This is a genomic window from Alkalimarinus coralli, from assembly GCF_023650515.1.
Lineage (GTDB): Bacteria > Pseudomonadota > Gammaproteobacteria > Pseudomonadales > Oleiphilaceae > Alkalimarinus > Alkalimarinus coralli.
The window spans coordinates 2,019,960-2,033,591 of record NZ_CP096016.1; the positions used below are offsets into that span (position 1 = coordinate 2,019,960).

Sequence of the window (13,632 nt, forward strand, 5' to 3'; positions counted from 1 at the left end):
GCGGCATGTCGATATGGGTAAAACGCTCTCAAACATGTGGTGTCGGGCTGATACTCACCCTTCTTCTGTTCACCATTTTAGCCGGAACGGGTGAGCATGCACACTCCCAACTGCTTAAACTCGGTCATTATCTCTGGCACGACTATAGCGCTTTACGAAACGGAACCATTACAACCGCCTGCCAAGATGATTTTAACATCGATAAACGTCTAGACTCGCTCGAAATGGCCTTTAATGAAGAACAACAAGAGTTTGACCTACTTGCCGAAACATTCAACCGAGAAGATGCCAGACGATCCCTTGAGAACCAACACACGCTTTGCCAGCAACAGCAACAAGCGGCAACACTCAAAGAGCAGAGTCACAGCCCTCTACTAACCGCCTTCCATATATTCGAATACGGCTTTTCATCGCTAAGCTTACTGGCGATTAATTACAAACACTGGACGCTTACTCTTGTATTGTTGATTGCAGCTACCATCGCCACCACTCATCAACATCACATCGCTTTTCGCGCCATCTCGACTCGACAAGACAACCTGGTATCTTCATCACTTCAACTTCTAGGCAATGCGTGTGTTGCCATATCCTGCTTTAGTTATCTTCAAAACAACCTAACCATTGAAATGAGCTCTATTGACAATGAGCTGCTTATCGCATTGTGCGCAGGGTTTACATTTCTCACCGGCATTAATGCTTGTCAGATGTTCACCAAGTGCAGGCGAATGACAAAACCGGGTAGTTGGTCTAAAGCGTTGCTATCCACTCCTATTTACACCTTTATGATTTTAGGTTCAGCACATCATTTTTTTTGGGTCACTGGGCAAGTATCCGGGTTGGCTATCTACATCACCCAGATATATCAGCTCTCCGGGCTATATTTAACCATTGGTATTTATATTTGGGTCGGGATGCTACTCAAGCAAAGCCATATTGGAGAGCACTTATTTGGCATACTCAAGCCTTGGAAACTTCCGCCTGAGTATCTAGCCGTTATAGCAATTGCTCTTATGGCCTTGCCCACGGCCTACACCGGTGCCTCAGGTATTATCGTTATTGCAATGGGCACGGTTATATATCAAGAACTCCGACGAGCCGGTAGCCGAAGGCAACTCGCCTTAGCCGTAACCGCAATGACAGGCAGTTCCGGAGTTGTACTGCGGCCTTGTTTGCTGGTGATTGGTATCGCCACGCTTAACAAAGAAGTGGTAACAGATGAACTCTTTTACTGGGGAGGTAGAGTTTTCGTACTCACGCTATTGGTCTTTCTGTTTTATGCCGTAATCACCAAACAAAAACCCAATAGCCAACGCCATTTTTCTGATGCATGGCCAGATTGTACAATCGCCATACGCCACTTTGTCCCGTATATAGCCATTTTTGCATTGCTTTCTGTGCTTTATCATATTGTACTCAATGCTCAATTGGATGAGTTTTCGGCTCCAATCATGCTTCCAATGATTTTATTCGCAATTATTCTCTATGAGAGAAAGCAGAGTCTTCGCAACAAGTCATTACCCGTATCAACCAAGAACACTCTTACTACTTCATCGAAGGTATTTAATTCAGTTGATGGCGCATCTGTACATATCGGCGCGCTACTCCTTCTAATGGCCTGCTCATATGCAGTAGGCGGTGTCTTTGAAAACCAAAGTACTACGCTAGAATCAACAAGTTTGCTAAACGATCCATCGTCATCCCTTTTTACCGTCATGAGTCTGTTTGTGATTACTCTAGTGATCATCGGGATGCTAATGGATCCTTTTGGTGCTCTAGTGCTAGTCTCAGGAACGCTTGCGCCACTAGCCTATCAGCAGGGTATTAATCCCATTCACTTCTGGATGACTTGCCTGGTGGCATTTGAGCTAGGTTATTTAAGCCCGCCAGTATCGCTCAATCATTTACTGACACGACAAGTCGTAGGCGAACAGGAGTTTATTCTCTCAAAGCGGGAAGGCAATACTTTTTACTATCGCCATGAACGGATCTTGCTTCCACTATTGGTAATGGGCACGACGCTATTATTAGTCGCCTATATACCTCTATTTTTTAAGGTATAAACCGCATTGATAATTAGAAAGTTGTGTGAGATTTTTCTGAAGTCTTCAAAGAAGATATTATGGTGGCGACTTCCGCCAGCTACACCTCGGCACACAAGTCCACTGTTTCGGCTGCTCCCTTCCGGGCCTGACCGGGTCGACAGTTTATTGTTGCGTGGGAACCAACGAAAGTCACCATAACAGGAATAGCGTTCTGATCAGCCATCCCTAGAAGAAGCGCATTCTAGCAAAGGTTTTTTATTAATAAAAGCACTGATTTACGCTAATTTTTAATCAGGCTGTTTCAATAACGCTTTTTGCTCTCGATGAAGGAGGCAAAGCCCCCACCATATCGGAAAGCACTGATTCAATCTCATTCTGTATATCACTGGATGGGTTGACCAGCAAAATCCGGGATATGTGTTGATTTGTGTTTGATGGCTCTGATGCCGAGTCACAGAATGCGATTTCACTAACGATCAAATCTTTCATTCCGGCATCTTTAAGTATTGAAATAATATAACGATCTCTTGTTTTGCATCCGGTTACAGGAAGTGAGACCACCATAGTCGCGTTAGACCACCTTGCACAACATTGAATAATTAAATTTGCCGTATCGGCATGATCTTCATCTATCACATAGTCCGGGTCTATCAGGATTAAACCTTCACTATCTGCATCAGGTAACCGCTTTAACATTCGATCAGCAGCCCCATGCTCTACCTGTACCTGAGGGTCTGACTGAAAAGCACTACAAAGGCCGCTATATTTTTCTGTATCCAGTTCAATGAGGCACATTCTATCTCCAGAGCGCATCAGTTTGCGCACAATCATAGGAACGCCTGGGTATTTTGATAGAGGCAGTTCCTTACTATAACCTCTGGCTATATCAACATATTTCTCAATCAGTTTATGGGAATGTGTTTTCATTACGCTCTGAACTCCAACACTCACTCTCCCCTCAAGCGGCTCCTCACTCAATTCATGAATCCCGGCCCCTGCATGACCATCAATATAGTAAAAGCCGTTTGTTTTCTTCTTTAAAATTCCCAAAATACAGATAACAACCAGATGCTTATGAACATCAAACAAGTTACCACTATCTGACAGGCCGCTACCTTTCTGCTCAATCATAATCAAGACTACACCTTTGAATTATTTTTTATTATTTCGATTCATTCACTCAGCCGATATACAGCCCTGTCTTTAAATATAGAGCACTAAATAGGGTCGCGCCGATAAGATTACAGTCTATTGATTTTAACGATTAGGTAGTATAGAGTACCGCCCCTTGCTGGAGAGGTGTCCGAGTGGCCGAAGGAGCACGCCTGGAAAGTGTGTATACCGCAAGGTATCGAGGGTTCGAATCCCTCCCTCTCCGCCAATTTTATTCCGCATGCTGACAGCCGGTTTAAACCGGTAGAATATGCCCACAAGAAAATGCACACCCTCTGCTGTTCCTGAAATTTTTTCTCAGAAAACTCAAATCCCTAATTTACCTGCCACCACCAAATACGACAAATACTGACCCGCGAAGCCGCAAGGCTGATGTATGAAGACAACGTAAAGCAGTATCATGACGCGAAAAAAACCGCATCTAAGCGTATCCTCAGTCAGGGCCAAAAAAATCGCTCCATATTCGAACTAAAGACCTTCCTTCAAACGGAGAAATTGCGGAAGAAGTCGGACTTACGCGCTTCTACGAAGGCGAGTCTCTTTCAAATCAGCTTTTTCAGATGAGAGTTCTGTGCCTCGATATCATGCAAGCACTGGATGAGTTTACGCCAAGGCTTATTGGATCGGTAAGCACCGGAAGGATTAGGAAAAACAGTGATATAGACCTACATGTATTTGTGGATGAAATCGAAATTTTAGAAACAAAACTTGATAAGCTTGGATGGGCCTATACCGAGGACAGCATAACCATTAACAAGAACGGCAAGATGGTGAGCTACACCCATATATACATCGACATGCAGTTCCCTGTGGAGCTCTCGGTATACCCGCGAAGGGAGTTGAGAGTCAGATCAAGAAGCAGTACTGACGGCAAGCCCATTCTGCGCGTTAGCTCAAGCGCCTTATTACAGCTCATACTAGACGAACACGGCGAAGCATGGAGTCAACACATCAAGCAAGAATAAGCGTTAAGTATTCGCCTTTGCCCCAAGGAATAACCATATAAGCTACTGATTATTTTTATCGTAATTCTGACGCGCCGCCCTAATCTCATCATGATGCGTGTCAGCCCATGACACTAGCCCCCAAACAGATTTTGCTAACCCTCTCCCTAACTCAGTCAATTCATACTCCACTTTAACCGGAACCTGGGGGTAAACAGTACGTTCGACAAACCCATCCCTTTCCAGGTCTCGCAGCGTTTGCGTCAACATTCGCTGCGAAATCCCTTCAACTCTTGATTTCAGAGAGTTGAAACGGTCAGGCCCGTCGACAAGACTAAATAAAATCAATACCGACCACTTATCACCTATCTGTGCAACGACATCTCTAATTGGGCACTCTTCACTCTGCACAAATGTCTTTTTGCCCGCCTTATTGCTAGTAGCCATTTCCCCTCGCTCTCATGGGTTATCAAAAGGTAACCAAGGCAGCATTTTCTGCCTTATTGTAGCCTTACACTCATTTATGTATCTTAGTATATATAAGTAACCTAAACCACTAAATAAAGGTGCCACAATGACTCACGACCTACTCAATAGCGCGCTAGAAAACTATGCGTCGGACAAGCCTGAACCGGAAATTGACCTTTTCTCACCAAAGTATGTAAAAGTTGGAGCATTCAATATTCGCTATGTTCGTTATGAGAAAGAGAACGCACCAACGTTAGTATTGCTCAATGGCTTACCTCAAAGCATAAGAATGTGGGAAAGCGCATGGGGCACACTCTGTAACCACTTCAACATTCTCGCATTCGACATTCCAGGGTTTGGTTTATCCAAAGCGCAAGAAAGCGATATGTCTCCCAGAAAGCTTAGCCGAGTAGTCATTCAGGTGCTTGATCATTTTGGCATTTCGAAAGCCCATCTTATTGGGCCGGATGTTGGCGCGCCGATTGCTCTCGCTACGGCAATTGAGCACCCTGACCGCCTGGAAAGCATTAATATATTTGATGGGCCAGGTAGTTACCCACCCAAAATGTCTCCAATCCTTAATGCTGTCATTAAGTTTGGCCTTGTTCGATGGATCGCGAAAGGGCTAAACAAAAAATCTGTCATGGAAACAAATTTTAAAACGGCCGTTAAAGATGGCTACCACCATTATCGCCCCACCAAACGAGCCATTAAAGAATACTATGATATTGCTTTTAATGAGCAGGCCCATCGGTGTGCCATCACGTTCTTTGGCACCTACCCTAAAGACCTCTCCTGGATACAAGAACGATTATCCAAGATTCGCATTCCAACGCTCATTACCTGGGGTCAGCTTGACCCCTTCGTATTTGCCAGCAACGCGGACTATTTATCAAAACAGATTCCATCAAATAAGCTTGTGGTTTTCGAGAACGCATCCCACTTTTCATCAGAAGATGCCGGAGAGGAGTATTTAGATGTCATAACCAATTGGTGCCTGCGCGAATATAAGCAAGTATAAATAAGCCTCAAAGCTCAGCCCAAGGCGTGCTTCACTACTGTTTTTCGTGAAGTACGCAGATGCCCAAAATCGTTATCGTGGGGCGTTAGAGTATCTTCCAACTAATGTGGCGGATAGCTTGCCTAGCAACTATGTGTTTCATACAGACTTTTGATTTCATGACCAGGGAAGACCGGTACATAAGCTATATGGTCGAAGTAACAAACTATGTTGTGGTTTCACTCTACTTATTCAAATCAAAACGGATGCAAAAGCGGTTTAGAAGAACCTAGGAGTAAATGGTTGTGCAGAGAAGTCTGATCAATTCAGAGAGTCCCACTTAAACGTTTTGTTATGCCAGTTATTTCTAATTGCAGCATAACGAGGTGGTGCGTAGACCATCCGTAGTGAAAAGGGGTCGTATTGGAATGGCAGCTACTTAAGCGTAACGGTGGGTGATTTCTAACATTATTTGGTGCGCAAGCGCATATAAGTTGTAGCCTTGATGAAAGGAGGCACGACTGTAATCAGGGTTGGGCTATTTAAGATGTCAGTGTGGCAGGCAGGCTCCTTGATTCCGCTGCATCACGGCTACAGGTATCTCGAAGTCTTTGGTGCGCAGCACATCCTATAAATTAGAACAACTTGGTTTTCTTAATGAATGCTGTGTTCGAGGGTTCCAGGTTGAAGTTGGTCTTGGTAGTTGATCACATCCACAGAGGCTTGGTCGTAGTTATAGGGTATGAACTTGGGCATCGAATGACTCCTTGTCAGGTGAAGCCATTCTATCAAAATTAGGGAGGAAGGGAGGTTATTCTACAGCCTCAGCGTACAATAAAAGGCGAGCGGCGAGCAGCAGAGCGAGTCCAGCCCACGGCCCTTTGTGGGCGATCTTTGATTGCCTTGTTATATGCAGTTTGATAGAGTTTGTTTAACTATGTATTACAATGTTATGCAAATAGGTGGACATTATGAAAACTGAAATGCTCAGTACGCGCATAGACCACGACACAAAATTAGCTTTCACTAATGTTTGTGAAGACATGGGGCTTAGCACCTCACAAGCCTTGAAGCTATTTGCAAAAGCTGTGATTAATTATGGTGGAATACCTTTTGAACTTAAAGCTAAAACACCAAATACTTTGACAGCAAGTGCAATTGATGAGCTTGAGGCAGGAAAAGGAAGTAAAGCTGAAACTGTTGAAGAGCTTTTTAACGATTTGGATATTGGCAGCTTAAAATAATGCTAACATAAAGCTACTACATGTCAGTAGACTGGTTGTCCACCTCAGGTCGTGTTGTTAGGTGAATATCTACAACTCATTACTACCCTCCCAAAGGACTTCTTTACCTGTTGTATACGGATTTTCATTCGTTGGCTCCGCCCAATATAGAGTAATGGTAGCTTTTGGATCATCTGATGATGACAAACTAAGTTCAATTCTTTCATCAAAGCAATTTGCAAGAATTATATATGGCCCTCTTGAACGGTATACACGAATTAACTCAGCATCCAGGAAAAGCAAACTATTTGGAATTTCTTTTCTAGAGATTTGTGTTTCATAGTTATCTTTCTCGTATTTTGAACTTAATTTTTGAATTTCAGAATAAACCGTTCCAAGCTGCTCAGACGATAATGATCGAGCATGAGCTACAGCAGGGTGAGACTCAGGAGCAATACATCCAAAACCATCATATTGAATCGCCCCTAGCACACTAGACAACTCCTAGTTTCACTTTCTGCTGTTCCTCATAGTCTTTTGGAGACAGCATTCCATTATTACCATGTTTACGAGTTGAGTTATAGAACATCTCTATGTAATCAAAAACATCACGACGGGCATCAGCTCTTGTCGCATAGATTCTTCGCCTAACCCTCTCTCTTTTTAAGAGCTGAAAAAAGCTTTCAGCAACTGCATTATCGTAGCAATTGCCTCTACGACTCATGCTTTGTTTAAGATTATGTACATCTAAGAAGTTCACCCAGTCAGAGCTTGTAAATTGGCTTCCTTGGTCAGAATGAATAAGAACCCTGTTTACGGGCTTTCGCCTCCATACAGCCATTAAAAGTGCATTTAGCACTAAGCTGGCCTCCATCCTAGAGTCCATCGACCACCCCACAACTTGCCTGGAGTACAAGTCAATCACCACCGCTAGATACAACCAGCCTTCGTGAGTTCTAATGTAGGTGATATCAGTTACCCAAACCATATCAGGCGTCTCAACCGAGAACTCTCGGTTAAGGTGGTTTGGGGCGGCCTCAGCGACAGCTCCACTTGATGAGCCGGGTCTTTTCCGGTAACCGACCTGGGCTTTTATTCCTTCAACCCTAGCTAAACGAGCAACCCTATTTTTACCAACATGCTCACCGACTTCTCGTAGGTCTGAGTGAATCTTCCTATAGCCATAAACACACCCACTCTCTAGCCAAAATTGTTTTATCAATCCTGTTAAACGTTGATCCTCTTTGGCTTTTTTTGATAACGGCTGCTTTAACCACGCGTAATAGCCGCTACGATTTACCTTCATGGTTTTACAGAGCAGGCTCAAAGGAAAGTCGTTTTGGTTAGTCCGAATAAAGGTGTATCTCACTCGGACTCTTTTGCGAAGTACACCGTGGCCTTTTTTAGAATATCTCTTTCTTGGGTAACCCTTTTTAACTCGGCTCTTAAACGTCTCAGTTCAGACTGGGTGTCGTCTTCAGATACTCGCTGCTCTTTGGGTTTCTCATACTTGCGAACCCAGTTATAGAGACTTTTACCTGAAACGCCCAAGCGTGCAGCAACATCAGCAACGGAGTGCCCAGCAACAATTACTTGATTGGCAGCTTCTTCTTTGAATTCTTCGGTAAATCTTCGGCGTGTAGTCATGTATCCTCCATTAGTTCATTTTTACCATGGAGAGTGTCTATTACGCTAGGGGCGATTCATATGGATCACCATCGCACCCTGCTAGGCCTAAGCACATCAATATGAAGACCAATTTAGTGTAAATGCATTTATATTGCATAGTCTCAAGGCCACTCGCTCAAAAGACACCCATATTAACAGTTAGGTGAAAGAGGCTTATCAGGCACTGGGTTACCAACGTCATAGAGGGTTGCAACGTTGTAGGGAGTTATTGTCAGCCTGATAACGTGTTTTTCTAACGCCCCCTTACCTACCAAGATGATCAGGCTTTCGCCTGAGGATTCATAACGACCTCAGACTGACGGATTTATCGTCAACCTTACAAAATGTCTATCAGACCCCAACAGGAACCAAGTAATGACCTGTTGACTTACTCTTTTTCACATTATTGAGAGCGAAATATCGAATGGATGATGAAATATTGATTTTTTATAGCGTGAGTGTCTTGTTAGTGTTTTTAGGTTGAGCCTTGCAGTCATTGCCTTCTCTACTCCAATTCGTAATAACCCTTGATGAACTCACAGTAAATCGTGTCACACACCTGAATAGTATCTCTCGTTGATTGTATGGCGCTGTTGTGTGATTTTTTAAATGAACTGCACTTCTCGCTTTATACTCGATAATTTGATCACCGTTCACTAAACCATAACCGCTTTGAGGCGCACCCCAAGAGCGAATGAGGCTATCTAAATCAGACCCTAACCAAGTATCAAGTGCTTGATCGTGATTCACTTTTGTTGCGCAGCTAGATAGAAATATTGATAGTATAATGACGAGTTTTTTAATTTTCACAACAACAATCCTTGTGTTTTTAGTGTTATTTTTCGATTTCTTCTGGGTTTGATCTTATATACTTATGAATGAAATAGCCCACAGCCAAATAAAAGCTAGTGAGTATAAGTGACCCGCCAAGACTTAGATCGTCAAAAGCCCCTTGAAAGTATATGCCGATAGTACCTGTAATACAAAAGCCAATAAAAGTAGACCAAAATGCTATTCTTTGGTTTTTATTCATGTTTTATTTCCCTTTAAAACACTAGCGCACGTACGTAAATTTAAAATAAAAAGTAGAGGTAAAACCTATCTACTTTTCACGTAGTAGCGCCATCTTTAGTCTATTTTATGTTCAATATCACTTGAACAATATCCAATTTAGTTATTCTACAGCCTGAACGCCCCGCTAAACGGCGAAGAAATGGCGGCGGCGGTTCTGCGTGTTTTTGCAAAACGGATTACAGCATTGCGGCGTCCGAGTTGAGCGCGTTGTATGCTGAACAAACGTTGCCATTATTCATAATGTGTCCACATACGCAGAATTTTTATGACTTTTTGCTCTTCGTAAACTTGGTACACAATCCGATGCTGAATATTAATACGGCGCGACATTGCACCAGATAAATCACCAACCAATTTTTCAAATGGCGGTGGGTTTTCAAAAGGATTATTTTCGATAATTTCTAGCAAATACTTTGCTTTACTTTTTAGACCCGAGGACGCAAGTTTCTTTGCATCTTTTTGAGCTTGCTTGGTATACACGAGTTCCCAACTCACCAATCAAGCTCCTTAGAACAGTTTTCAATAGGCTCTTCCATTCCTTGTTGAATACTTTCTCTCATGCCCGGAACAGTTAAAAGATAAAGGGTTTCTTGAATTGATTCCCAGTCTTCACTGGAAACTAATACAGCACTATTTCTTTTGCCTGAAATAGTTATTGGCTGATGAGTTTCTGAAGTTTGATCTAATAGCCTGTACAAATTTGCCCTAGCTTCACTTGCCGTAAGAGTTTTCATTACTATTCTCCTAAACAGAGAACAACATCGTACGCCTAAACGTACGTAACGGCAAGATTAGTTTTTAAAACTAAAGCTCATTCATGGGAGCCTTCCCAAAAAACCTATTCCCAGAAACTCAGAAATACCTTTTTTGAAACACCCACACCAATTTAATCATTATCAGCCAATTAGAGCACTTTTCTACATTGCGGCCAACAGTTTAAAAGAAGCTCTCAGAAGTACTTTTATATCAAACCCTAGCTGTTCGTGAGTTTTTCCACCCAAGCCACAATATTACGGCGATCAAGGCTTCTAGTATGGCTAACACTATTAACTCTCCGCTAGCACCAAAGCGATATAAGGCAATAAGCCTGAATGACAGTAGACTGGTTGAAAAAATGGCTGAGAAGTATAGGGCCGCTTCGGTATACGCTTTCACGAAAGAGCTTATGATCATTGCAAGCCCTAACCCGACCTGCAAACCACCATATACGGTAAAGAATTCCCCCTTCCCGATCATATTTATTAGCTCAAGCCCCAAGAAATTCGATGCCAGGGCAGGCTGAAACGTACACCAGGCACCAGACAATAGATATAACGAGCCAATCCATCTTAATTTATGCATATCAACTCCACTTACACGAAATTTAGTGCTATCCCACTTAGTTCACCCGCGCTTGACCATTCAGCCAATATACGGTTTACCCAGACAAATGGATCTTTTTATTGCCAGATTATGATCCGTAAGCGCCAATAAATCCGCCTACTAACCCCTAACCATACTGCGGCACATTTTTTGAAAAAGGCTCCTGGTCAACATTCCAAGGCAAGAGTGCTTCTAATTTCTCTACGGTATCAGCATCGGCAATGTTCAATAGTACGTGTCGTATGTAGGCATATGGCTCCAGCCCGTTTGCCTTTGCTGTTTCTACCAGGCTGTAACAGGCTGCACTTGCGCAAGCACCTTTAGGCGTATCGGCAAAAAGCCAGGCTCTTCTTCCTACGGCAAAAGGTCTGATAGCATTTTCTGCCAATGCATTGCTGATATTAAGACGACCATCTTCACAATAAGCGATTAGATAATCCCATTGATTTAAGCAGTAATTGATGGCGGTGTATGTTTGGCTGTCTTTTAGCACTTTGCCTTTGTTCTGCTTCAGCCACAGCTTGAACTCTTCAAGCAAGGGTAAACTCTTTTCCTGCCGGATACGATTTTTCTCTGATACATCCAACTCTTTTATGGACTTCTCAACGGCATAAAGCTTTCGTATTTGCAACACGGCTTGTTCTGCCTTACTTCGTTTGGCGCCTTTCTTTTTTGTGGGCGCTGCACGAACAGCTTCAACAAATTTTCTCCGGCAATGGTCCCAGCAACCAATGCGGATAATGTCATTTTCTTCGCACACTTTGTTGTAGCCTGCATAACCATCTGTCTGCAGGAAACCACAAAAACCTTCCAACAGTCGAACAGGCACGTCACCGGAACGCGATGTATCATATTCAAATAACACTACCGGGGTATCGGGTGGCCCACCTCTGACCACCCACATCCACTTATCAGAGGTGGCGGGTTTCCCGCTTTCTTTCAGTACTTGTATTCGGCTTTCATCAGCTTGCAGGTAATCGCTTTCAAGTTGGACTTCCCGCATCAGGTTGATCAACGGCTTGAATACATTCTCCAGACGGATTACCCAGTTAGCCATATTGGTACGACTCACATCGGCACCATACCGTTTTAAGATGTTTTCGGTACGATACAGTGGTAAGCCATCGGCATACTTGGCTGTTACAATGTGAGCAAGTAAAGAAGGGGTAGCAAAACACTTTCCCAATGGGTGAGTTGGTCGTTGGGCCGCGATGATGGATTCCTCGCCATCATCCTCGAAGACGGCCTTCTCCTGCCAAAATTCGAGGACCTTCAACTGAGCAGGAATAAACTCCAGCTCTTCTTTCACTTTAGTGAAGAAGGTTTTGATAGCATCCGCTTTGTCTTCATCGGACAGACGCAGAAAGATCTGCTCACGGGGGAGTTTGTCGGAAAAGCCACGGTTTCGCTTTTTCTTACGTGGAATCACCCGATCTTCTTCGGGAACGTCATCTTCCAACTCAACAAGCGCTTCTTCCAGTTCGACCTCATCGAAGAAGTCTCCCTGCCAGGGCATCTTTTCACTGCTGGCAGCAAACTTTCTCAAGGTGGCCAGACGCAATTGTTCTTCCATTAGCTGGATAGTCTTTTGCTGCTTGTTGATGAGTTTTTCTTTGTCGCCCAGGTGTTTTTGCTGGGCGTTGAGGAGGGTGTCTTTTTCTTCGAGTTGGCGATCTTGCTCCTCAATTTTTTGATTCTTTTCGGCTAACAACGCAAGCAGCTCCTGAACAGTTGGAGCCGCGTCATTGCGTTGATTTTGCTGAGTTTTTATCGCCTTTTTCATAGCGCGAATTATAGCATACGAGCGATAAAAAGACGCTAAAACACTGATTCATAATGCAGTTTTTTATGCCCTTTCATCAGGCTAATGTCATAACCATCAAGCAGCCAGTTAATCTGTTGACCGGAAAGAGAAATGACGTCTTCACCATGGCGAGGCCAACGAAACTTTTCTTCAGCAAGGGATTTGTAATAGAGCACAAAACCATTATTCTCCCAGAAAAGGCATTTGATTTTATTGCGCTGTCGGTTGGTAAACGCATAAAGCGCACCGTCAAATGGATTATGCGCCAACTCCTGTTCGACAAGTGCTGAAAGCCCTCGTATGCTTTTCCGGAAATCAACGGGATCGCGATACAGAAAAATGGCGGGCATCTCGTAACTGGGGCGAAAGTAGTGCGTCATGATAGACGCTTAATGAGCTGGCACACCAAATCAAAGTTAGTGTCCGAGAGGCCGTCAACAGTCATCCCATTTGGGAAATTAATTGTTAGACCTGACGCTTGCTGAAAACCGAAGCCTCCGGGGAGTACTTTAACAAATTCGCTACCTTGAGTGACTGACGGTGACGATTGAGAAGTACCTTCGAACTTCAGTTTCCAATAGATGAAGCGGTGGTAAATGAGGTCATGTTTTTTACAAAATGTGGTTTGAGGCAGCCCGGATGCTTTCCAGGCGGTAACCTGCTGCATCCAGTAGGTGTTTAATTGATCAAGTTGGCTGTTTTCCATGTCTTTTCTCCCGCGTGTGTGGTTAGGAGAAATTTTCAAGTAGTCGCTGGAAGATTAAAAGGTGCTGATTTAACATCGCTTACTATGATCCAAATACGCAATAACTTACGTAAACCAGTACTGATTGCACAAGAAATCTTGTTGCAGACATCGCTATACAGGCCTGTA

16 protein-coding genes, 1 tRNA gene and 1 other RNA gene are annotated in these 13,632 nt (G+C 43.5%); 5 read left to right on the plus strand and 13 right to left on the minus strand.

What is annotated here, in order from left to right:
• The first annotated feature begins 5 nt into the window (after window positions 1-5).
• Window positions 6-2,060, plus strand: a complete 2,055-nt coding sequence (locus MY523_RS08915) for a TRAP transporter large permease subunit (RefSeq protein ID WP_250658429.1) — start codon at window positions 6-8, stop codon at window positions 2,058-2,060.
• A gap of 70 nt (window positions 2,061-2,130) precedes the next feature.
• Here MY523_RS08915 and ffs read toward each other — a convergent pair.
• Both ffs and rlmJ read right to left on the minus strand, forming a co-directional pair.
• Window positions 2,131-2,227, minus strand: an RNA gene (gene ffs, locus MY523_RS08920) — signal recognition particle sRNA small type.
• Window positions 2,228-2,333: 106 nt separating this feature from the next.
• On the minus strand, window positions 2,334-3,173 hold the full coding sequence (gene rlmJ / locus MY523_RS08925) for a 23S rRNA (adenine(2030)-N(6))-methyltransferase RlmJ (RefSeq protein ID WP_250658430.1): 840 nt from the start codon (window positions 3,171-3,173) through the stop codon (window positions 2,334-2,336).
• 162 nt (window positions 3,174-3,335) lie between these two features.
• Between rlmJ and MY523_RS08930 the strand changes: the two genes are divergently transcribed.
• A tRNA-Ser gene (locus MY523_RS08930) sits at window positions 3,336-3,423 on the plus strand.
• A 352-nt stretch (window positions 3,424-3,775) separates the two neighbouring features.
• A complete protein-coding gene (locus tag MY523_RS08935) occupies window positions 3,776-4,180 on the plus strand; it encodes a nucleotidyltransferase domain-containing protein (RefSeq protein WP_250658431.1) in 405 nt (134 codons plus the stop codon).
• Between the two features lie 42 nt (window positions 4,181-4,222).
• Here the strand turns inward: MY523_RS08935 and MY523_RS08940 are convergent, their stop codons facing one another.
• Window positions 4,223-4,606, minus strand: coding sequence for a winged helix-turn-helix transcriptional regulator (locus tag MY523_RS08940; RefSeq protein WP_250658432.1), 384 nt, complete (start codon window positions 4,604-4,606; stop codon window positions 4,223-4,225).
• Window positions 4,607-4,733: 127 nt separating this feature from the next.
• Here MY523_RS08940 and MY523_RS08945 point away from each other — a divergent pair, with 127 nt between their 5' ends.
• Both MY523_RS08945 and MY523_RS08950 read left to right on the plus strand, forming a co-directional pair.
• The gene (locus tag MY523_RS08945) at window positions 4,734-5,648 is read left to right on the plus strand and encodes an alpha/beta fold hydrolase (protein ID WP_250658433.1); all 915 of its coding nucleotides are present in this window, start codon (window positions 4,734-4,736) and stop codon (window positions 5,646-5,648) included.
• Window positions 5,649-6,598: 950 nt separating this feature from the next.
• The gene (locus MY523_RS08950) at window positions 6,599-6,871 is read left to right on the plus strand and encodes a type II toxin-antitoxin system RelB/DinJ family antitoxin (protein ID WP_250658434.1); all 273 of its coding nucleotides are present in this window, start codon (window positions 6,599-6,601) and stop codon (window positions 6,869-6,871) included.
• 69 nt (window positions 6,872-6,940) lie between these two features.
• Here MY523_RS08950 and MY523_RS08955 read toward each other — a convergent pair whose 3' ends face one another.
• The 10 genes from MY523_RS08955 to tnpA form a co-directional block, all read right to left on the minus strand.
• On the minus strand, window positions 6,941-7,342 hold the full coding sequence (locus MY523_RS08955) for a hypothetical protein (protein WP_250658435.1): 402 nt from the start codon (window positions 7,340-7,342) through the stop codon (window positions 6,941-6,943).
• 1 nt (window position 7,343) lies between these two features.
• Window positions 7,344-8,497, minus strand: a protein-coding gene (locus tag MY523_RS08960; protein WP_250658436.1) for an IS3 family transposase whose coding sequence is annotated in 2 segments (ribosomal slippage) — window positions 7,344-8,245 and window positions 8,245-8,497 — 1,155 coding nt in all. Because the reading frame shifts where the segments join, the coding sequence is not laid out codon by codon here.
• A gap of 468 nt (window positions 8,498-8,965) precedes the next feature.
• Complete coding sequence (locus tag MY523_RS08965) at window positions 8,966-9,328, minus strand: hypothetical protein (RefSeq protein WP_250658437.1); 363 nt, start codon at window positions 9,326-9,328, stop codon at window positions 8,966-8,968.
• 25 nt (window positions 9,329-9,353) lie between these two features.
• Window positions 9,354-9,551: a hypothetical protein gene (locus MY523_RS08970; RefSeq protein WP_250658438.1), complete on the minus strand. Its 198-nt coding sequence runs from the start codon at window positions 9,549-9,551 to the stop codon at window positions 9,354-9,356.
• Window positions 9,552-9,823: 272 nt separating this feature from the next.
• Window positions 9,824-10,087: a Txe/YoeB family addiction module toxin gene (locus MY523_RS08975; protein ID WP_250658439.1), complete on the minus strand. Its 264-nt coding sequence runs from the start codon at window positions 10,085-10,087 to the stop codon at window positions 9,824-9,826.
• Window positions 10,084-10,326 (minus strand): type II toxin-antitoxin system Phd/YefM family antitoxin, encoded by a 243-nt coding sequence (locus MY523_RS08980; RefSeq protein WP_250658440.1) that lies wholly within the window; start codon window positions 10,324-10,326, stop codon window positions 10,084-10,086. The genes MY523_RS08975 and MY523_RS08980 overlap by 4 nt, the downstream gene beginning before the upstream one ends.
• A 232-nt stretch (window positions 10,327-10,558) precedes the next feature.
• Entirely contained in the window at window positions 10,559-10,933 is a 375-nt protein-coding gene (locus MY523_RS08985) for a hypothetical protein (protein ID WP_250658441.1), read from the minus strand.
• Window positions 10,934-11,081: 148 nt separating this feature from the next.
• Window positions 11,082-12,737 (minus strand): IS66 family transposase, encoded by a 1,656-nt coding sequence (gene tnpC / locus MY523_RS08990; RefSeq protein WP_338021696.1) that lies wholly within the window; start codon window positions 12,735-12,737, stop codon window positions 11,082-11,084.
• A 35-nt stretch (window positions 12,738-12,772) separates the two neighbouring features.
• Entirely contained in the window at window positions 12,773-13,138 is a 366-nt protein-coding gene (tnpB, locus tag MY523_RS08995) for an IS66 family insertion sequence element accessory protein TnpB (protein WP_250656445.1), read from the minus strand.
• Window positions 13,135-13,464 (minus strand): IS66 family insertion sequence element accessory protein TnpA, encoded by a 330-nt coding sequence (gene tnpA, locus MY523_RS09000; protein ID WP_250656444.1) that lies wholly within the window; start codon window positions 13,462-13,464, stop codon window positions 13,135-13,137. Before tnpA ends, tnpB begins: the two co-directional genes overlap by 4 nt.
• Window positions 13,465-13,632 lie beyond the last annotated feature (168 nt).